This window comes from Rhodococcus sp. NCIMB 12038 (assembly GCF_002165735.1).
GTDB lineage: Bacteria > Actinomycetota > Actinomycetes > Mycobacteriales > Mycobacteriaceae > Rhodococcus_F.
The window spans coordinates 21,875-40,719 of the sequence record NZ_NHML01000037.1; the positions used below are offsets into that span (position 1 = coordinate 21,875).

Sequence of the window (18,845 nt, forward strand, 5' to 3'; positions counted from 1 at the left end):
GTTGTACGGATTCGAATCGTCCGATCCCCCAGAATTAGTCACGATAACCAGCGTAAAGCATCAAAACCGCAGGAGAAGAAGCAGACCAAAGGGAGGCGGGTAAAGGATTGTCCACGTAGTGTTTATTCGCACTGTCACGCGCGAGCATTCAACTCTTGCTGAGGGGATCACATGACGACTGGTGGATACGACCCTAACGACAAACCCGAAGGTGGTGACCAGGGCGGATATCCTCCGCGGGGCAATCCTCCACCGCCGCCCGGCGGATATCCGCCGCCGCCGGGGAATTACCCGCCGCCGCCGCAGGGACCGCCGCCCGGCGGATATCCGCCACCGCCTCCCGGCGGAAACTATCCCCCTCCGCCCGGTGGAAACTATCCGCCGCCCCCCGGTAATTACCCGCCGCCGCAAGGACCCCCACCCGGCGGTAATTACCCGCCGCCGCAGGGAAATTACCCGCCCCCTCCGCAGGGACCGCCGCCCGGCGGATATCCGCCGCCCCCGCCGATGTCGGATTACGGCACCCCCGGGCAGACGCCGGGACAGTTCTCCGTGGGTGACGCGATCGGCTACGGCTGGAACAAGTTCAAGGACAACGCGCTCATCTGGATCGGCATCCTGCTGATCGCCGCCGTCATCCAGGTGGTGCTGAACCTCATCTTCGGCGGCTTCAGCACGTCGTCCGACATGAGTTCGGCGTTCTCGGTGTGGCGCATCATCGGCTCGATCGTCACCACCATCGTCGGTTACCTGATCAACGCGGCGCTCGTGCGCGGCGCACTGCACGAGGTGGACGGCAACAAGCCGGCGTTCGGATCGTTCTTCCAGTTCACCAACGTCGGGGCGATCATCATCGCCAGCGTCATCATCGGTATCGCCTCCATCATCGGTTTCTTCCTGCTCATCATCCCGGGTCTGATCGTCGTCTTCCTGACCTGGTGGACGCTGCAGTTCGTCATCGATCAGAACGAGGACGCGATCACCGGCATCAAGTCGAGTTTCCGCACGATCTCGCAGAACGTCGGACCGGTGCTGCTGCTGGCCCTGGCCCTCGTCGGCATCAACATCGTCGGTGCAATCCTCTGCGGCGTCGGACTTCTCGTCTCGATCCCGATCACGATCATCGCGTCGACCTACGCGTACCGCGTGCTCACCGGCCGTTACGTCGCGGCCTGACCGTTCGCTCCCCACGGGTGAGCGTGCTCCCGCCCCTCGGGCCGGAAGCACGCTCACCCGTTTTGCTACTCCCGTCACTCGAGTCACTCCCACCCCTTGCGTAAGGTGCTCAGGCGTCATCCGAGACGATTCGAGGGGGAACACATGACTACTGGCGGATTCGATCCCAACCAGGGGCAGCAGCAGTTCGGCGGGCAGCAGTACGGGCAACCGCACTACAACGGGGCGGGGCAGCAGTACGGCCAGCAGCAGTACGGCCAGCAGTTCGGCGCGCCGCCGCAGTTCGATTCGGCGCAGCAATTCGACTCTGCACAGTTCGGCACCCAGCCGTTCGCGCAGCCCGACTTCGGGTTCAACCCGTCCCGGCCCGGCGAACTTCTTCCCCGACTGGGCGCGCGGGTGATCGACGGCCTGATCGTCGGCATTCCGACGGCCGTGGTCACCATCGTCATCTCGCTGGTGCTGGGCACGTTCCTGGGCAGCGTCCTCGGGGCGATCCTCACCTCGGCCGCCGCCGTCGGCTACTTCGTGTTCCTCGAGACGACGCGGGGCCAGACCGTCGGCAAGCAGGTTCTGGGTCTGCGCGTCGAGGGCCCGAACGGCGGACTGCCGACCCAGCAGCAGTCGCTGACCAGGAACGGCTTCTACGTCGTCGCCGCGCTCGGCGGGTTCCCGTTCCTCGGGTTCCTGTTCGGACTGCTCGGTGTCGTCGCGGCGATCGTCATCGCCGTGACGATCAACGGCAGCCCCACCAAGCAGGGCAAGCACGACGAACTGGCGGGCGGCACGCGCGTCGTCCAGGGTTAGCCCGGCACGACCCATCCCGCGGGTGAACGTACCTTTCAACGCCTCAGATCGGACAAAAGGTGCGTTCACCCGTTCCTGATTCGCGCCTCTCCACGTGCAAGTGCTTGGATTGCGGCGTGACAGCCTCAGATCAGCAGACCAAGCAAGACGACCACGCGACGTTCGCGCACGTCAGCCGGGGGTACTACCCCACGTTCGTTGCCCTCTTCACCGCGACGCTGCTGATCTCGAATATCTGCGCGACGAAAGGCGTCGCATTCTTCGCCGACTCGTCGCTCACCGTCGGCCCGCTGCAGATCCTGCCGGTCATCACCGACGGCGGTTTCTTCCTGTTCCCGCTGGCCTACATCCTCGGCGACGTGCTCAGCGAGGTGTACGGGTTCAAGTCGACGCGACGCGCGATCTACCTGGGCTTCGGCGCCCTGATCCTGGCCGCGTTCTGCTTCTGGCTGCTCATCGAACTGCCGTCCGCCGACTTCTACGAGAACCAGGAAGCGCTGCGGTCCGTCGTCGGCGTCTACCCGCGACTGCTGCTCGCCGGGCTGGCCGGGTACTTCGTCGGCCAGATGTTGAACTCGGTGACGCTGGTCCTGATCAAGGAGCGGACCAAGGAGAAGCACCTGTGGGCACGGCTCATCGGCTCCACCATCGTCGGTGAGTTCGCCGACACCCTGATCTTCTGCTCCATCGCCGCCGGCGCGATCGGCATCAGCACGTGGAGCGATTTCGTCAACTACGTGATCGTCGGCTTCCTGTGGAAGACGCTGGTCGAGGTGCTGGTCATGCCGATCACGTACCGCGTCATCGCGTACGTGAAGAAGCGCGAACCCACCTACCAGCTCTGACCCGTAGGTGAGTGGGAAAGCGTCCCAGGGGACGCTTTCCCACTCACGTGCGGTAGAAGCGGCCCAGCGTCTCGGCCTTGAACTCCTCGAAGTAGCCGCCCTCGATGCTGTCGCGGATCTGATCGACCAACCGCACCGTGAAGCGTTCGTTGTGGATCGTGCACAACGTGGACGCCAGCATTTCCTTCGCCTTGAACAGGTGATGGATGTAGGCGCTGGTGTAGTTCGCGCACGTGTAGCAGTCGCAGTTCTCGTCGATCGGCGTGAAATCACGCCGGAAGCGGCTGGTGTTGATGTTGAACCGGCCGTCCGGGTGGTAGATCGCGGCGTTGCGCGCCACCCGCGACGGGTTCACGCAGTCGAACGTGTCGGCGCCGTTCTCGATGGCCACGAAGAAGTCGTCCGGCTCGCTGATGCCCAGCATGTGCCGCGGCTTGTGCTCGGGCAGCTCCTCGTTGCACCAGCGGACGATGGTGCCCAGGTTCTGCTTCTCGAGCGCCCCGCCGATGCCGTACCCGTCGAAACCGCGGCCACTCTCCCCCGTGATCGATTCGAGCCCCCGGCACGCCTGCCGCCGCAGGTCCTCGTACTGCGCGCCCTGGACGACGCCGAACAGCGCCTGGTACGGGCGGTGGGACCGTTCGGCGTTGAGCTTCTCGTGCTCGGCGATGCAGCGCACCGCCCACGCCTGCGTCCGCTCCACCGACTGCTCCTGGTAGCCGCGGGTGTTCAGCAGCGTCGTGAGCTCGTCGAACGCGAACATGATGTCGGCCCCCAGCTGATGCTGGATCTGCATCGACACCTCCGGGGTGAACCGGTGCCGCGACCCGTCCAGGTGCGATTTGAACGTGACGCCGTCGTCGTCGACGGTCGCGAGGCGTTCCTTGCCCTTGGCGATGACGTCGTCGGAGCGCACGCCGACCGCTTCCATCGCGAGGACCTTCTTGAATCCGACGCCCAGCGACATCACCTGGAATCCGCCGCTGTCGGTGAACGTCGGGCCGTCCCAGTTCATGAACTTGCCCAGCCCGCCGGCCTCGTCCACGATGTCCGGGCCCGGCTGCAGGTACAGGTGGTACGCGTTGGCGAGCAGCGACTGCGCGCCCAGTTCCTTCATGCTCTCCGGCAGCACCGCCTTCACGGTGGCTTTGGTGCCGACGGCCACGAACGACGGCGTCGCGATGTCGCCGTGCGGGGTGTGAATGGTTCCGGTTCGGCCGAGCTGCCCCTCGAGTCGGGTGCCGACGGTGAAGAACGGATCGGGCGGGGTCGGGACTACGGCATTCACGGGTGTATCCAATCACGCGCGACATTTTCGGCGACACATCACTACTTCGTACGAAAGTGGGTACAGAGAGTGAGACGATCCCACCCCCGCGACCGGAGGAACCGCCATGAGCGACGAGAAGACCGGCCGTCGGATCGACAGGCGAACGTTTCTCTCGGGTGCCGCTGTCGCGGGCGGGGTGACCGTGATGTCGGGTCTCTTCGACCGTCGGGCGGACGCGTCGCAGAAGCCGCTGAGCCGTCAGCGCGGCAACTACGTGCAGCCCAACATCGTGTTCATCGTCGTCGACGAGATGCGGTTTCCGCAGGTCTTTCCGGCGGGGATCACCACTCCGGATCAGTTCCTGCAGCGGTTCATGCCCAACCTCTACAAGTTGTGGGCGCCGGGGGTGAAGTTCACGCAGCACTACACGGCCGGGGTGGCGTGCAGTCCGGGCCGTGCGTGTTTCGTCACCGGGCTCTATCCGCTGCAGAACTGGATGCTGCAGACCCGGACCGGTAATCGGGCGTCGCCCGTCCCGTCCCCGGCGATGGGGCGGGAGTTCCCGACGTACGGCAAACTGCTGCGGCAGGCGGGGTACGTCACGCCGTACGTCGGGAAGTGGCATCTGTCGCCGTCCCCCGACGAGGATTCGGGGCTCGCCCCCGGCTACCTCGAGGAGTACGGATTCGACGGACTGACGATGCCCGACATCATCGGATTGAACGGTGAGGGCTTCGAATTCGACGGGCACATCGCCGACCAGGCCGCGGCGTGGTTGTCGACGCGCAAACCCTCCGACGGCCCGTTCTGCCTGACGGCGAGCTTCGTCAACCCGCACGACCAGCAGTTCTTCTGGGCCGGAACGGAAGCGGAACGCTACCAGTCGCTGTACGCGAACAACGTTCCCCCGCTCAGCCCCGCCCGGTCCTGGTCGGTGACCACCGGCGAGAGCGACCCGCCGCGGCTGGGCTACCCGTCCGTGCCACCCAACTGGGAACCCGAGAAGGCGCTGCAGTCGAAACCGAGCACCCAGGTGTTCGCACGGGAGTTCCAGGCGCTGGTGTGGGGCGGCGTCACCGACGACGTCCAGAATCTGTCGAACTATTACCTTCAGCCGTACGGCCAGGGCACCGATCCCGACCGGCACATCGCGTTCGCGCCCTACACGTACTGGGAACGGGCACTGGACAGTTACACCAACGTGCTGTCGATGGTCGATCACCACATCGGCACGGTGATCGACTCGCTGCCGGAGGACGTCGCGGCGAACACCGTCTTCGTCATGACGTCCGACCACGGCGAATATGCGGGGGCGCACGGCTTCGTCGCGGGCAAACTGTCCACCGCCTACGACGAGGCGTTCCACATCCCGCTGATCGTCGCCGACCCCACCGGGCGGTTCACCGGCGACACCGACACCCCGCGCGGACAGCTGACGTCGAGTGTCGACGTGGTGCCGCTGCTCGCGACGCTCGGCCACGGCGACCGGAACTGGATGTCCGGGGACCTGTTCGCCACCTACGCCGAACGCGCCGACCTGATGCCGCTGCTGCGGAGCAACGCCGCAGCGGGTCGCGACCACGTCGTGCTCGCCACCAACGAGCATGCACCGCAGGGGATCAACTGGAACAACTCCCCCACCCACATCTACGTGCTGCGGACCCCCGAGGCGAAGGTCGCGGTGTATTCGAAGTGGCTGGGCCCCACCGCCTACGTCGATCCCGCGTCGTTCCAGTACGAGTTCTACGACTACGCCACCGACCGCGGTCGGGCGGAACTCGACAATACCTTCGATCACGACCCGCGCGGCCCCGCGATGGCCGCCCAGCTGATGACCCAGTATCTGCCGACTCAGCTCGCCGCGCCGCTGCCCCCGGCGTTCGCGCAGCAGAGCGCGGACGCGATGGCCCGGTACCTCACCTACATTCAGGTGATCAACCGGTACACCCCCGGCGAGATCGACCGCGAGGGCATCGCCAAGTTGACCGAGTTCGGGGAGGTGTTCTGACCACCATGTCCGGGAAAATCGTTGCCGCCGTGCTGCTTCTGCTGTTGTGGTTCGGCGGGGCGTCCCTCGCCTCCGCGGCCCCGCCGCCGACGGCGCAGTGCGCGTGGCAGTTCATGTCCAACTCGACAGTGCTCAATGTCGCGTTCCCCGACGCCAACGCGACGTACTGGGTTCTGCCCTACGCGTTGGCGTCCGGCGACACCATCGAACTGAGCGGCACCTACCCCGCCGCCCGCTACTTCTCGCTCAACACGTACGGCACGAACTTCGACACCGTCGACACGTTGCGCGACAACCAGATCGGGCCCGACCCGGGCAGCGGCAACCCGTTCGCCGACGCCGCGGCCGGTTCCCTGCCCGCCGCGCAGAAGCGCTGGCACGCCACGGTCGTGACCGGTCCGGCCGATCACTCACGCAACCAGATTCAGGCCCTCCCCACCGGGGCCGGCGCGCAGTCGGCGCCCGTCGGCTTCCTCATCATCCGGGTGTACGTGCCCGACGACCCGGCATCACCGTCGGGCGGCGTCCCACTGCCCGACGTGACGCTGACGTCCGCGGGCCGAACGTCGCCGGTGCCGACGTGCGGGTCCGAATTCGACCCGTCCGCCTACGACAACGGCCCGCTCGGACAGGTCGCGGAGGCCGGATTCGATCAGATCATCGCCGGCGCCGCGTCCGGTGCGTTCCCCGGTAACGTGCCCGAGGCGACGTTCGTGAACCCCGCGAGCACGTCCGGCCTGTTCCCCAACGGCGACAACAAATACGTCGGAGCGGGGCTGACCTATCAGCCCGGGCGCATCGTCGTCGTCCAGGGCCGGGCACCCACGTTCCCCGACACCCGTGCGGGACAACCCGTCACGGCACCCGGCAGCCAGGTGCGGTACTGGTCGATGTGCCAGAACGATCAGCTGACGCCGTACCCGGTGGTCGCGTGCGCCGCCGACTTCCAGACCCGCACCGACGGCGCCGGCAACTACACGTACGTCGTCGCCGCACCGCAGGACGTCCCCGCCCGCGCCGCCTCCGACCCGACCGTCACCGTCATCCCCTGGGGCTCCACCGACGTCGCGAAGAAGGTGCTCTTTCTGCGGTACATGCTGCCGTCCGACGCCTTCTACCCGCAGTCGGTGCAGGCGTCGCAGAACGATCACACCGACCCCGCAACGACGATGGGTCCGTATTACCCGCGCTCCGCCTATTGCGACACCGCCACCTTCGAGGCCGGGGGAAGCACTGCGTGCCTGTGAGTACTTGTTAACCGCGGGACGTTAACAAGTACTCACGGGCGGCTACGCAGAAACGAACTGGCTGTTGTACAGACGGTAGTACGCGCCGCGGGTGAGGAGCAGGTCCTCGTGGCTGCCCTGCTCGACGATGCGACCATCCTCCATGACGACGATGAGGTCGGCGTCGCGGATGGTCGACAGCCGGTGTGCGATCACGAAACTCGTGCGATCGCTGCGCAGGACTGCCGTCGCGTGCTGGACGAGCAGTTCGGTGCGGGTGTCGACGGAACTGGTTGCCTCGTCCAGGATCAGGATCGACGGTTGCGAGATGAACGCGCGGGCGATGGTGATCAACTGCTTCTCGCCGGCGCTGATGTTGCTGCCTTCTTCATCGATGACGGTGTCGTAGCCGTCGGGCAGCGAGTGGACGAACCGGTCGACGTAGCTGATCCGCGCGGCCGCCTGGATCTCTTCCTCGGTGGCGTCGGGGCGCCCGTACGCGATGTTGTCGCGGATGGTGCCGCCGAACAGCCACGCGTCCTGCAGCACCATGCCGATGCGGGACCGCAGGTCGTCACGCGACATTGCGGCGATGTCGACGCCGTCGAGGAGGATGCTGCCGCCGTCGAGTTCGTAGAACCGCAGGATCAGGTTGACGAGGGTGGTCTTGCCTGCACCGGTGGGTCCGACGATGGCGACCATCTGGCCGGGTTCGGCGACCAGCGACAGGTTCTCGATCAGCGGCTTGTCGGGTGAGTAGCCGAACGAGACGTCCGAGAACTCCACCCGGCCGGCGACCTCGGCCGGGTTGGGTGCGTCGGCCGGGTCCGGGTCTTCCTCGTCCTCGTCGAGGATGGCGAACACCCGCTCGGCGGACGCCACACCGGACTGCATGAGGTTGACCATGGCCCCGATCTGGGTGAGGGGCTGGGTGAACTGGCGCGAGTACTGGATGAAGGCCTGCACGTCGCCGAGGCTCATGGTGCCGGACGCCACGCGCATGCCGCCGAGGACGGCGATGGCCACGAAGTTGAGGTTTCCGAGGAACATGATCGCGGGCATGATCAGCCCCGAGATGAACTGGGCCCGGTAGCTGGCCTGGTAGAGCGCCTCGTTCTGCTCTTCGAACCGTGCCTCCACCTCACGGCCGCGACCGAACACGGTGACCAGTTCGTGGCCCGTGTACGCCTCTTCGACGTGCGAGTTGAGTTCGCCGGTCGACTTCCACTGCGACACGAAGTGGGTCTTGGACCGTTTCGCGATCTGCGCCGTCACCAGGATCGACAGCGGCACCGTCAGCACGGCGATGAGCGCGAGCAGCGGCGAGATGACGATCATCATCACGAGGATGCCGATCACCGTCATCGCCGACACGATCAGCTGGCTCATCGTCTGCTGCAACGACTGCGAGACGTTGTCGATGTCGTTGGTGACCCGGCTGAGCAGGTCGCCGCGGGAATGGGAGTCGAAGTACCGCAGGGGAAGCCGGTGGATCTTCCGTTCGACCTCGGCGCGCAGGTTCTTCACGACACCCTGCACGATGATGTTCAGCAGGAAACCCGACAGCCACATGAACATCGACGACCCCAGGTACAGGGCCAGCACGATCGCCAGCACCCGGCCGAGTGCGCTGAAGTCGATGCCGACCCCGGGCACGACGGCCATCCCGGACACCATGTCGGCGAACGTGTTCTGGCCGTCGGCCCGCAGCGCGGCGACGGCCTGATCCTTCGACATTCCGGCCGGCAACTGCGCGCCGATGATGCCGTCGAAGATCAGGTTCGTACCCTGACCGAGCATGCGCGGCGCGATCGACGTGAGCACCACCGACACGGCGGCGACGAGGAAAACGACGCCGACGGCGATGCGGTGGGGACGCAGCCGCCGCAACAGCCGCTTGGTGGACGGCCACAGATCGTGCGGCTTGGACCCCGGGGCTCCCGGAGCGACCGGTCCCGGAATACGCGGGCCGACGGGCCTTTCGGTGGTGGTGGTTGCGCGATCGCTCATAGTGCTTCCTGGACCGATCGTTGGGATTCGACGATCTCGACGTAACACGGACACGTCTCGAGCAGTTGGTCGTGGGTTCCGATTCCGACGACCGCGCCGTCCTCGAGGACCACGATCTGCTCGGCCTCCACGATCGTCGAGACACGCTGGGCGACGACGATGACGCACGCGTCCGAGGTCTCGGGTTTGAGCGCCGCCCGCAACCGGGCGTCGGTGGTGAGGTCGAGGGCGGAGAACGAGTCGTCGAACAGGTAGATCGACGGACGACGCACCAGCGCCCGCGCGATGGCGAGCCGCTGCCGCTGACCGCCGGAGACGGTCGTGCCGCCCTGCGCGACCGGGGTGTCGAGGCCCTCGGGCATGGCGCGCACGAAATCGGCGGCCTGCGCGATCTCCAGCGCCCGCCACAGTTCCTCGTCGGTGGCGTCGGGTTTGCCGTACCGGAGGTTGGTGGCGACGGTGCCCGAGAACAGGTACGGCCGCTGCGGGACGAGTCCGATGCCGGCCCGCAGGACGTCCAGGTCGATGCGGCGCACATCCGTGTCGGACACGGTGACCGCGCCCGACGTGGCATCGATGAGTCGCGGGATCAGTGACAGCAGGGTCGTCTTGCCGGACCCGGTGCCGCCGATGATCGCGGTGGTCTTGCCGGGTTCGGCGCGGAAACTGATGTCGCGCAGGACGGGTTCGTCGGCGCCGGGGAACTTGAACTGGGCGTCGCGCAGTTCCACCACCCCGGGGTTCTCCAGCACGGTGACCGGATCGACGGGCGGCACGACGGTGGAATCCGTGGCGAGCACCTCGCCGATGCGTTCGGCGCATACGGTGGCGCGGGGGGCCATCATCGCGATGAACGAGGCCATCATCACCGACATCAGGATCTGCATGATGTAGCTGAGCATCGCGGTCAGCGAGCCGACCTGCATGGTGCCGCTGTTGATCTCGTGACCGCCGAACCAGATGACGGCGACGCTGGTGACGTTCGCGATCACCATCACGAGCGGGAACATCACCGCCGTCAGCCTGCCGACACGCAGCGCGGTCTGGGTGAGCTGCTCGTTGGCGTCGCCGAACCGCTTCATCTCGGAGCGCTCGCGGACGAATGCCCGGACGACCCGGATGCCGGTGATCTGCTCACGCAGCACCCGGTTGACCCCGTCGATGCGGGTCTGCATCTCCCGGAACGCGGGCACCATCCGCGAGATCACGAAACCCATCGACAGCGCGAGCACCGGCACCGTGACCGCCAGAATCCAGGCCAGTCCGGCGTCCTCCCGGATCGACATCACGACGCCGCCGACGCACATGATCGGCGCCATCACGAGGATCGTGCAGCTCATCACGACGAGCATCTGCACCTGCTGCACGTCGTTCGTGTTGCGGGTGATCAGCGACGGCGCGCCGAAACGGCTGAATTCCCGGGACGAGAAACTCCCGACCTGATGCATGACGGCGCGGCGCACATCGCGTCCGAAACCCATTGCGGCACGGGCACCGAAGAACACCGAACCGATCGAGCAGATGATCTGCACGACGGTCACGAGCAGCATCATGACGCCCGTGGACAGGATGTACGCCGGGTCGCCCTTGGTGACGCCGTTGTCGATGAGGTCGGCGTTCAGGCTGGGAAGGTAGAGCGCGGCCGTCGTCGCGACCAGCTGGAACAGGACGACCGCCGTGAGCTCCCGCTTGTACGGGCGGAGGTACGTGGTGAGCAGGGCATTCAACATGGGCAGCAGCGATCCTGGCGGGTCATCATTATGTCCGAAGGTTACCAACAGAAAGGGCCTGCGGCCTTGTGCGCCTTTCTGGTTGTTCGCACTACCAGAAAGGCGCACGGGCGCGGAGCGCCTAGCGGACGGGCTGCAGCGATTCGTCCGCGTCGTGCAGCGCCTTCTTCAGCTTCTCGCCTTCGATGTCGACGTTGGGCAGGATCTTGTCCAGCCACTTCGGCAGCCACCACGCCTTGTCGCCGAGCAGTGCCATCACCGACGGGATGATCACCATGCGCACGATGAAGGCGTCGAAGAACACGGCGGCCGCGAGGGCGAAGCCGATCGACTTGATGAACGAGTTCGGCTCGGCGATGAAGGCCGCGAACACCGAGATCATGATGACCGCGGCGGCGCTGACCACCCGGGCGCCGTGGTTGAAGCCGACGGTGACGGCCTGCTTCGCGGTCGCGCCGTGCACGTATTCCTCCCGCATCCGGGTCACCAGGAACACCTGGTAGTCCATCGCGAGTCCGAACACGACACCGATCAGGAAGATCGGCATGAAGCTGACGATCGGCTGCGGGTTGGAGATGATGCCGCCCCAGCCTTCCTGGAACACCGCGACCGTGGCACCGAACGTGGCCGCGACGCTGAGCAGGAAGCCGAGGGTTGCGGTCAGCGGCACGAGCACCGAACGGAACACCAGCAGGAGCAGGAGGAAGGCCAGGCCCACGACCACCGCGAGGTACGGGATCAGCGCGTCCTGCAGCGTCTCCGACACGTCGCCTTCGAGCGCGGTCTGCCCGGTGACGCCGTAGTTGACGCCGATCGAGTCGTGCAGATCCGTCTCCGCCCCGCGGATGTTGTTCACCAGATCCATCGTGGCGGGATCGCTGGGTGCGCTGCTCGGCGTCACCAGGATCTGCGCCGTGTCGCCGGCCTTGTTCACGCCGACGACCTGCGCGTTGGACACGTCGTCCTGTGCCCTGATGCTCTTCACGACCTCACCGAACGCCTCCGACGGCGTGCCGGTGGTGACGTCCTTGGCGTCGACGACGACGAGCAGCGGGCCGTTCTTGCCGGGACCGAAGCCCTCGCTGACGAGGTCGTAGGCCTGCCGTGAGCTGGTGGCGGGATCGCCGGTGCCCTCGCTGGGCAGGGCCAGGCTGAGGCCGGTCGCGGGGATGGCGAGCGCCCCGAGCACCACGACACCGGCGACGAGCGGGATCGCGGGCCTGCGGACCACGGCGCTGATGAAGCGCAGGGCGAGGCTCGGCTTGCCCTCGTCGTCCTCGAGGTCGCGGCTGCTGAGGAACGGGATCTTGCCTGCGAACGCCTTCTTCCCGAACAGCCCGAGGATCGCGGGCAGCAGGGTCAGTGCGATCGAGACGGCGATGAACACCGTGAACGCGGCGGCGGCACCCATGTCGGCGAGGAACGGGATCCCGACGACGCGCAGCGCGATCAGCGCGATGATGACGGTGAGACCGGCGAACACCACGGCGGAACCGGCGGTGCCGACGGCACGTCCGGCGGCTTCCGAGCGGTCGTCCGTGAGCGTGAGTTCGTGCCGGAACCGGGACACGATGAACAGCGAGTAGTCGATGGCGACGGCGAGACCGATCATGATGGCCAGCGTGGGCGTCATCGAGCTGAGATCGGTGAATCCGGTGGCGACGGTGATGCCGAGGCTGCCGATCATGATGCCGATGATCGCGGTGATCAACGGCAGACCCGCGGCGACCAGCGAACCGAACGTCAGCGCGAGCACGACAGCGGCCACGCCGATGCCGACGAGTTCGGTGGCGCCTCCCGGCGGCTCGGCCTCGTTGGCGGCGGAACCACTGATCTCGACGGTCAGACCGGCGTTGCGGCCTGCGTCGGCGGCGGAGTCGATCTGGTCACGCAGCGCCTGGTCGACGTCGCCCATGCTGCCCTTGAACGGCACCGTGACGTAGCCGACGGTCTTGTCCGCATTGAGCGGGGACAGCGCCTGCGCATTCGCGACGGCGTCCGCTTCGCTGATGCCCTTGTCGGCCGCGGTCGACTTCGCCATCTCGACGAGCTGCTCGTTCGCGGTGACGGGGTTGACCAGTGCCTTCGCGGCGTCGGCGCCCGAGGCGGTGGCGGGATCGACCTTGGCGGCGTCCTGGACCTGTTCGATGCCGCGCACCTTGGCGAGCACCGCGTCCATCGCCTGCTGACTCTGCTCGCTCTCGAGCGTCTGCCCCTCGGGTGCGGCGAACACGTACCGCGCGCTGACGGCGTTCATGGGATCGGCGCCCGCGGCCTCGGGGAAGCGCTCGGCCATCAGGTCCTGAGCCTGCTGGGCCGGGGTGCCCGGGATGGTGAACGAGTCCTTCGTGGGCCCGGACAGCGTTGCCGCCCCGACGCCCATGAGGACCAGGATCACCAACCAGGCGCTGAGGACCGCGCCTTTTCGCCGGTAGGCGAATCTGCCGATCCGATAGAGGTAGGTGGCCACGAGAGGCTCCTTCTGAGTCGGTGGAACGAAGAGTGGTTCTGGGGGCAGCCGGCTACGGCTGCGGGATTCCCTGACGGAGTTGTCGCATGGCGTCGCGGACCAGTTCTTCGGGCCCGTCGGCGCCCGACTTGCCGCTCATCCACAGGTCGAGGGACGCCTTGCACGCCGATCCGACCGCCATGTGCAGCAGGTTGGGATAGAGGTCGGTGTCGATGTTCGTGCCGGTGCGTTCGGCGATCACCTCACCGATCAGCCGGGTGACGCGCAGGTGCATTTCGAGTTTCTTGGCGAGCAGCGCGGGGCTGGACTCGACGAGTTCCATCATCATCGCGGTGTCCTCGAGGGGTTTCGCGGGATCGGTGACGATCTGGATCACCATGTGCTCGAGGGAATCCCAGATCGGCTCGTCCTCGGGACGAGCGCGGAGCAGGTCCACCCAGCCGTGGACGGACTGCTCGAAGTGCGCGAGGACCGCCTCTTCCTTGCTGGAGAAGTAGTTGTGGAACGTCCGGGTGGAGACCCCCGCCTCGGACGCGATGGCGTCGGCGGTGACGCATTCGATGCCCAGCGCGCGGGCCAGGCGTGCGGCGGCGCCGCTGAGGGCTGCGCGGGTGGCGGCCTTCTTGCGGTCCCGCAGTCCGATTTCCGAAATCACTGTTCCGAGGGTACAGAACTTGCAGAACTCTGCAAATTTGCGCGAGAGCGCAATTTTCATGTTCTTGGCCACAGTCCGCACGGCACTGTGTCGGGGGTCACCGCGGCGCTACGGTGGACCCATGTCCGATCCGACGGCACCGCTGTCGTTCCGGGCGGACGAGATCGACCGCGCCGCCCTGGACCAACTCGCGTCCGTTCTCGACGTCCAGGCCGCGCGCCCAGGCCGCGCGCCCGGGAATTCGGCGACTGCGCGAGTGGTCGTTCGCCGCGCTGCACGTACAGCCGGGCGAGAGCGCCCTGGACATCGGCTCGGGCACCGGATCGGAGACCCGCGCGCTCGCGGCCGCGGTCACCGCGTCGGGCCGGGCGATCGGACTCGATCCCAATCCCGGCATGGCCCTCCTCGCCCGGGAGCGGACCGAGGAGGACGGCTCGACCGCGCAGTTCGTGATCGGCGACGCGTATTCGCTGCCGTTCCCCGACAATCGTCTCGACGTCGTGCGCAGCGAGCGGGTCTTCCAGCATCTCAGCGAACCGGACCGCGCGGTGGCGGAAGTGGTCCGCGTGCTGCGGCCCGGTGGGCGCGGCGTGATCGTCGACAGCGACTGGGGCACGGCGATCATGCATCCCGGCGATCCCCTGGTCCTGCAGAAGATCATGGACGTGATGCTGGCGCACACCGCCAACCCGCACTCCGGGCGACTGCTCCCGGGTCAGCTCACCGCCGCCGGTCTCGTCGTCGAGGACGTCGGCTCGGAGGCGTTGATCCAGGATCCGGCGGATGTGACCGGTCCCCTCGTCCAGATGATGACCGCCGCCGCCGCCGAGGGAGCGATCACCGAAACGCAGCGCGACGACCTGCTGGACCAGCTGAATGCCGCCGCCCGCAGCGGCGACTTCCACGTGTCGGTGACGATGTTCGCCTATCTCGTTCGCAAGCCCTGAGAAAATTCGTCCTTCCGACATTCGGAAACCGAGTGTGGTGGATCACCTCCGATGCCGCACAGTGGTGGGGACGACGCTGCCGCCTCTTCGAGTCCGGCGTCACGAATCACGCAGCAGCCCAGCATATTCCGGAGGCACTCATGTCCACGATCGCCCGCAACCAGTGGTACGTCGCAGCCTACGGCCGTGAGGTCGGACGCGAACTATTCTCCCGCACCATCTGCGAGGAGCCGATCCTGTTCTGGCGCACCGAGGCCGGGGAGGCCGTCGCGATGAGCGACCGCTGCGTGCACCGCCGCTACCCGCTGTCCGAGGCGCCGAGCCGGCTCGACGGCGACTCCGTGGTCTGCGGCTATCACGGATTCACCTACGGCAGCGACGGCGGCTGCGTGTTCGTGCCCGGCCAGGCCCGCGTTCCCCGCACCGCCCGGCTGCGCTCGTACCAGGTGGTCGAGCAGGACTCGTTCGTGTGGGTGTGGATCGCCGACCCGGACAACCCCGAGCAGGGCGACCCCACCCGCATCCCCCGCGCACCGTGGATGGACTCCCCCGACTACACCGTCGTGTCCGGAATGGAACCGATCGACTGCAACTACGGCCTGCTCGTCGACAACCTGATGGACCTCTCCCACGAGACGTACCTGCACGGCGGCTACATCGGCACCCCCGAGGTGGCGGAAACCCCGATTACCACCGAGATCGACGAGGACCGCAACGTCATCTACGTGTCCCGGCACATGGACGACGCCGAGTGCCCGCCGTTCTACTCCGAGTCCACCGGCATCGAGGGACGCATCACCCGCTGGCAGGACATCGAGTACACGCCGCCGTGCCTGTACCTGCTGCACAGCCGCATCGCCCCGGTCGGCGCACCGCTGCCCGGCGACGACGGCTCCGACCCGCACGCGTTCCACAGCGAGATCGTCTACGCGATCACCCCGTCGACCGAGAACTCCACCCTCGACTTCTGGGCCGTGGCCCGCGACTTCGCCGTCGGCGACGACGCCGTGACGACGTTCCTGGCCGAGAACAACCGCACCGTCGTCATGCAGGACGTCGTCGCGCTGAACATCCTGCAGCAGGCACTCGACACGGAGGAGGACGGCTACCAGGAATTGTCGATCAACATCGACGCCGGCGGACTCGGCGCCCGCCGCCTCCTGAAGAAGCTGGCCGGCGCGCCGCAGGCCGTCGCCGCCACGGCGGGCTGAGCCGTGGAACCGACGAGGATGCTCCGCGGCTCCCACGTGATGCGCATCGTGTGGCTGCCGGGCTCGGACCTGCTCGAGGGCGAGTGCCACTGCGGCGCCCGCCACGTGGCCGAGGAACCCGCCGCCCTGTGGGAGTGGTTGCTCGCCTGCCCCGACGGCCACCACCCCGCCCCGCCAGCGCCTGCCGCGCCGCTGCCCGCCGCGCCGGACTCCGCTCCCGTTTCCGTCTGACCCGGAAGAGACCGCCATGCCCATCCCACCCGAACCCGTGCTCGAACTGGAGCTGACCACCCGGACCCTCGGCGCCGACGGCGTCGTCGTGCTGGAGTTCCGCGACCCGTCCGGCGCCGACCTGCCTGCGTGGACGCCGGGTGCGCACGTCGACCTGGTCCTGACACCGGAACTCACCCGCCAGTACTCGCTGTGCGGCGACCCGGCCGACGCCGGCACCTGGCGCGTCGCCGTGCTGCGGGAGGCGCTGGGCCGCGGCGGTTCGCAGTTCGTGCACGACAAGCTGAGCGAAGGCGACCGCGTCACGATCCGGGGTCCGCGCAACCACTTCGAACTCGAGCCGTCACCGCGGTACGTGTTCGTCGCCGGCGGCATCGGGATCACCCCGATCCTCACCATGGCGCACGCCGCGGAGAACGCCGGCGCCGACTGGGCCCTCGTGTACGGCGGACGCAGCCGCAGTTCGATGGCGTTCGCCGACGTGCTCGCCGACCGGTTCGGCGACCGAGTGGTGATCCACCCCCAGGACGAGCACGGGCTCATCGACCTGCCGGGGCTGCTCGGCGACGTCCGGGACAACACCCTCGTCTACTGCTGCGGGCCCGCGCCGCTGCTCGACGCCGTCACCGCACACTGCGACCACTGGCCGTCCGGCGCGCTGCACCTCGAGCGGTTCGCGGCCAAGGACCTCGACGAACCGGTCCGGGCCGAGGGTTTCGAGGTGGAGCTGACGCTGAGCGGCAAGACCGTCACCGTGCCGCCCGAGCAGTCGATCCTGCAGGCCGTCACCGCCGCAGGCGTCCAGGTGCTGTCGTCCTGCGAGGAGGGGACGTGCGGAACCTGCGAGACGCCCGTGCTCGGCGGTACTGTCGATCACCGGGATTCCCTGCTCACAGCGGACGAGCAGGCAGCCAACGACACCATGATGATCTGCGTCTCGCGCGCGAGCTGTCCACGCCTGACGCTCGAACTGTGAGACGGAGACCGAGCAATGGCGATCACCGGTTCGGTGACCATTCGCTCGTTGCGGCTCCTCGAACTGTTCACCCCGGCGTCGCCGCGGCTGACCCTCAGCGACCTGTCCCGCAAGTCCGGGTACCCGCTGAGCACCGTGCACCGGCTGACCAGCGACCTCATCGAATGGGGCGCACTCGAGCGTGACAGCAGCGGTCGCTTCACGGTCGGGCTGAAGCTGTGGGAGATCGCGTCGCTCGCACCTCGCGGCACGATGCTCCGCGAACTGGCGATGCCGGTGATGGAAGACCTGTCGCAGATCACGCGGGAGAACGTGCAGCTCGGCATCGCGGAGGGCACCGAGGTCGTGTTCGTCGAACGCATCGCCGGCCAGAAGGCGGTGCCCGTCCAGACCCGCGTCGGCGGCAGATTCCCGCTGACGGCCTCGGGCATCGGGCTGGCCCTGCTCGCGTACATGCCAACCGACGTGCAGGAGCAGGTGCTGGCCGGGCCGATCGAGAAGTTCACCGCACGGACCGTCACCGACCCCGTCGTGCTGCGGCGGACGCTCGCCGAGATCCGCCGGTCCGAGGTAGCGATCAGTGATCGTCAGGTGACCATGGACGCCGTCTCCGTCGCGGCCCCGATCTTCGAACGTCCGGGAACGGCGGTCGCGGCCGTGTCGCTCGTGGTGTCGGCGGAGGGGGCGTCGCTCAACGCGCTGGTCCCGCTCGTGCGCGCGGCAGGCCGGACGATCAGCCGCGCGCTGCGCCCTCGTCAACCGACGTAGCCGGGCGGGTGCGACGCTCCCAGGCCCCCGGATCGGACGTCAACGTGATGAGGAAACCCGGCAGCTGCCCGTTCGCCACGTCCGCGAGGCTCACGTTCTCGAGCACGGCGCGCAGGTTCACCCGCACCGCGATCCACACGTCCTGCAGTTTGGCGGCCGGCCCCGCGTAGTCGACGTCCTCGGGGCGTTCACCGCGCACCGACGCCAGCGGACCCTCGACGGTCCGGATCACGTCGGCGATCGTGATGTCCTCGGCGGGACGGGCCAGCCAGTAGCCGCCGTCGGGTCCGCGCCTGCTGTTGACCAGTCCTCCGCGGCGGAGGTCGGCGAGCACGGCCTCGAGGAACTTGTGCGGAATCGTCTGCGACTGTGCCAGGAACTCGGCCTTGGACGGGGACGGCCCGGCCGCGGCGAGTTCGATCAGCGTCCGCACGGCGTAGTCCACCTTTGCGGTGATGTGCACACCGAATTCCTACCATCCGAGTATGAAAACCGGCAACTCACGCTTAGTGATG

At 67.3% G+C, this 18,845-nt stretch carries 15 protein-coding genes and 1 pseudogene; 10 read left to right on the forward strand and 6 right to left on the reverse strand.

Translation table 11 applies throughout. The features are described from left to right. Nucleotides 1-171: 171 nt before the first annotated feature. The 3 genes from CA951_RS36590 (at nucleotide 172) to CA951_RS36600 (ending at nucleotide 2,828) form a co-directional block, all read left to right on the forward strand. Nucleotides 172-1,176 (forward strand): hypothetical protein, encoded by a 1,005-nt coding sequence (locus tag CA951_RS36590; RefSeq protein ID WP_256974233.1) that lies wholly within the window; start codon nucleotides 172-174, stop codon nucleotides 1,174-1,176. 144 nt (nucleotides 1,177-1,320) lie between these two features. Further along, nucleotides 1,321-1,983 (forward strand): RDD family protein, encoded by a 663-nt coding sequence (locus CA951_RS36595; protein ID WP_087561534.1) that lies wholly within the window; start codon nucleotides 1,321-1,323, stop codon nucleotides 1,981-1,983. 116 nt (nucleotides 1,984-2,099) lie between these two features. Continuing rightward, nucleotides 2,100-2,828 carry a queuosine precursor transporter gene (locus CA951_RS36600; protein ID WP_087561535.1) on the forward strand — a complete coding sequence of 243 codons (729 nt, stop codon included), beginning with the start codon at nucleotides 2,100-2,102 and terminating at the stop codon, nucleotides 2,826-2,828. A gap of 43 nt (nucleotides 2,829-2,871) precedes the next feature. Here CA951_RS36600 and tgt read toward each other — a convergent pair whose 3' ends face one another. Continuing rightward, on the reverse strand, nucleotides 2,872-4,116 hold the full coding sequence (gene tgt, locus CA951_RS36605) for a tRNA guanosine(34) transglycosylase Tgt (protein WP_087561536.1): 1,245 nt from the start codon (nucleotides 4,114-4,116) through the stop codon (nucleotides 2,872-2,874). Nucleotides 4,117-4,222: 106 nt separating this feature from the next. On the opposite strand from tgt, the gene CA951_RS36610 reads away from it, so the two are divergent. Both CA951_RS36610 and CA951_RS36615 read left to right on the forward strand, forming a co-directional pair. Continuing rightward, on the forward strand, nucleotides 4,223-6,106 hold the full coding sequence (locus tag CA951_RS36610) for a sulfatase-like hydrolase/transferase (protein WP_087561537.1): 1,884 nt from the start codon (nucleotides 4,223-4,225) through the stop codon (nucleotides 6,104-6,106). 5 nt (nucleotides 6,107-6,111) lie between these two features. Then, nucleotides 6,112-7,353 (forward strand): hypothetical protein, encoded by a 1,242-nt coding sequence (locus CA951_RS36615; protein WP_087561538.1) that lies wholly within the window; start codon nucleotides 6,112-6,114, stop codon nucleotides 7,351-7,353. A 42-nt stretch (nucleotides 7,354-7,395) separates the two neighbouring features. Here CA951_RS36615 and CA951_RS36620 read toward each other — a convergent pair whose 3' ends face one another. From CA951_RS36620 to CA951_RS36635, 4 genes are all read right to left on the reverse strand, one after another. Then, nucleotides 7,396-9,342 carry an ABC transporter ATP-binding protein gene (locus CA951_RS36620; protein WP_087561539.1) on the reverse strand — a complete coding sequence of 649 codons (1,947 nt, stop codon included), beginning with the start codon at nucleotides 9,340-9,342 and terminating at the stop codon, nucleotides 7,396-7,398. Continuing rightward, nucleotides 9,339-11,072 (reverse strand): ABC transporter ATP-binding protein, encoded by a 1,734-nt coding sequence (locus CA951_RS36625; protein ID WP_087561540.1) that lies wholly within the window; start codon nucleotides 11,070-11,072, stop codon nucleotides 9,339-9,341. Before CA951_RS36625 ends, CA951_RS36620 begins: the two co-directional genes overlap by 4 nt. A 121-nt stretch (nucleotides 11,073-11,193) precedes the next feature. Then, nucleotides 11,194-13,542: an MMPL family transporter gene (locus CA951_RS36630; RefSeq protein WP_087561541.1), complete on the reverse strand. Its 2,349-nt coding sequence runs from the start codon at nucleotides 13,540-13,542 to the stop codon at nucleotides 11,194-11,196. 52 nt (nucleotides 13,543-13,594) lie between these two features. Continuing rightward, on the reverse strand, nucleotides 13,595-14,197 hold the full coding sequence (locus CA951_RS36635) for a TetR/AcrR family transcriptional regulator (protein ID WP_087561595.1): 603 nt from the start codon (nucleotides 14,195-14,197) through the stop codon (nucleotides 13,595-13,597). A 121-nt stretch (nucleotides 14,198-14,318) separates the two neighbouring features. Here CA951_RS36635 and CA951_RS36640 point away from each other — a divergent pair. The 5 genes and pseudogenes from CA951_RS36640 to CA951_RS36660 all read left to right on the forward strand — a co-directional run bounded on the left by CA951_RS36640 (nucleotide 14,319) and on the right by CA951_RS36660 (nucleotide 18,330). Next, nucleotides 14,319-15,144 (forward strand): annotated as a pseudogene (locus CA951_RS36640) (class I SAM-dependent methyltransferase). 140 nt (nucleotides 15,145-15,284) lie between these two features. Beyond that, nucleotides 15,285-16,355: an aromatic ring-hydroxylating dioxygenase subunit alpha gene (locus CA951_RS36645; RefSeq protein WP_087561596.1), complete on the forward strand. Its 1,071-nt coding sequence runs from the start codon at nucleotides 15,285-15,287 to the stop codon at nucleotides 16,353-16,355. An 18-nt stretch (nucleotides 16,356-16,373) separates the two neighbouring features. After that, nucleotides 16,374-16,586 carry a hypothetical protein gene (locus tag CA951_RS36650; protein WP_087561542.1) on the forward strand — a complete coding sequence of 71 codons (213 nt, stop codon included), beginning with the start codon at nucleotides 16,374-16,376 and terminating at the stop codon, nucleotides 16,584-16,586. A gap of 16 nt (nucleotides 16,587-16,602) precedes the next feature. Then, on the forward strand, nucleotides 16,603-17,562 hold the full coding sequence (locus tag CA951_RS36655; protein ID WP_087561543.1) for a PDR/VanB family oxidoreductase: 960 nt from the start codon (nucleotides 16,603-16,605) through the stop codon (nucleotides 17,560-17,562). Between the two features lie 15 nt (nucleotides 17,563-17,577). Continuing rightward, on the forward strand, nucleotides 17,578-18,330 hold the full coding sequence (locus CA951_RS36660; protein WP_087561544.1) for an IclR family transcriptional regulator: 753 nt from the start codon (nucleotides 17,578-17,580) through the stop codon (nucleotides 18,328-18,330). On the opposite strand, the gene CA951_RS36665 is transcribed toward CA951_RS36660, so the two are convergent. After that, a complete protein-coding gene (locus CA951_RS36665) occupies nucleotides 18,296-18,793 on the reverse strand; it encodes an Rrf2 family transcriptional regulator (RefSeq protein ID WP_087561545.1) in 498 nt (165 codons plus the stop codon). The genes CA951_RS36660 and CA951_RS36665 overlap by 35 nt on opposite strands. Nucleotides 18,794-18,845: the final 52 nt, after the last annotated feature.

Coding starts and splice junctions, on each gene's coding strand:
- CA951_RS36590 (WP_256974233.1), top strand. CDS start 172: ATGACGACTGGTGGATACGACCCTAACGACAAACCCGAAGGTGGTGAC.
- CA951_RS36595 (WP_087561534.1), top strand. CDS start 1,321: ATGACTACTGGCGGATTCGATCCCAACCAGGGGCAGCAGCAGTTCGGC.
- CA951_RS36610 (WP_087561537.1), top strand. CDS start 4,223: ATGAGCGACGAGAAGACCGGCCGTCGGATCGACAGGCGAACGTTTCTC.
- CA951_RS36615 (WP_087561538.1), top strand. CDS start 6,112: ATGTCCGGGAAAATCGTTGCCGCCGTGCTGCTTCTGCTGTTGTGGTTC.
- CA951_RS36620 (WP_087561539.1), bottom strand. CDS start 9,342: ATGAGCGATCGCGCAACCACCACCACCGAAAGGCCCGTCGGCCCGCGT.
- CA951_RS36625 (WP_087561540.1), bottom strand. CDS start 11,072: ATGTTGAATGCCCTGCTCACCACGTACCTCCGCCCGTACAAGCGGGAG.
- CA951_RS36645 (WP_087561596.1), top strand. CDS start 15,285: ATGTCCACGATCGCCCGCAACCAGTGGTACGTCGCAGCCTACGGCCGT.
- CA951_RS36650 (WP_087561542.1), top strand. CDS start 16,374: ATGCTCCGCGGCTCCCACGTGATGCGCATCGTGTGGCTGCCGGGCTCG.
- CA951_RS36655 (WP_087561543.1), top strand. CDS start 16,603: ATGCCCATCCCACCCGAACCCGTGCTCGAACTGGAGCTGACCACCCGG.
- CA951_RS36660 (WP_087561544.1), top strand. CDS start 17,578: ATGGCGATCACCGGTTCGGTGACCATTCGCTCGTTGCGGCTCCTCGAA.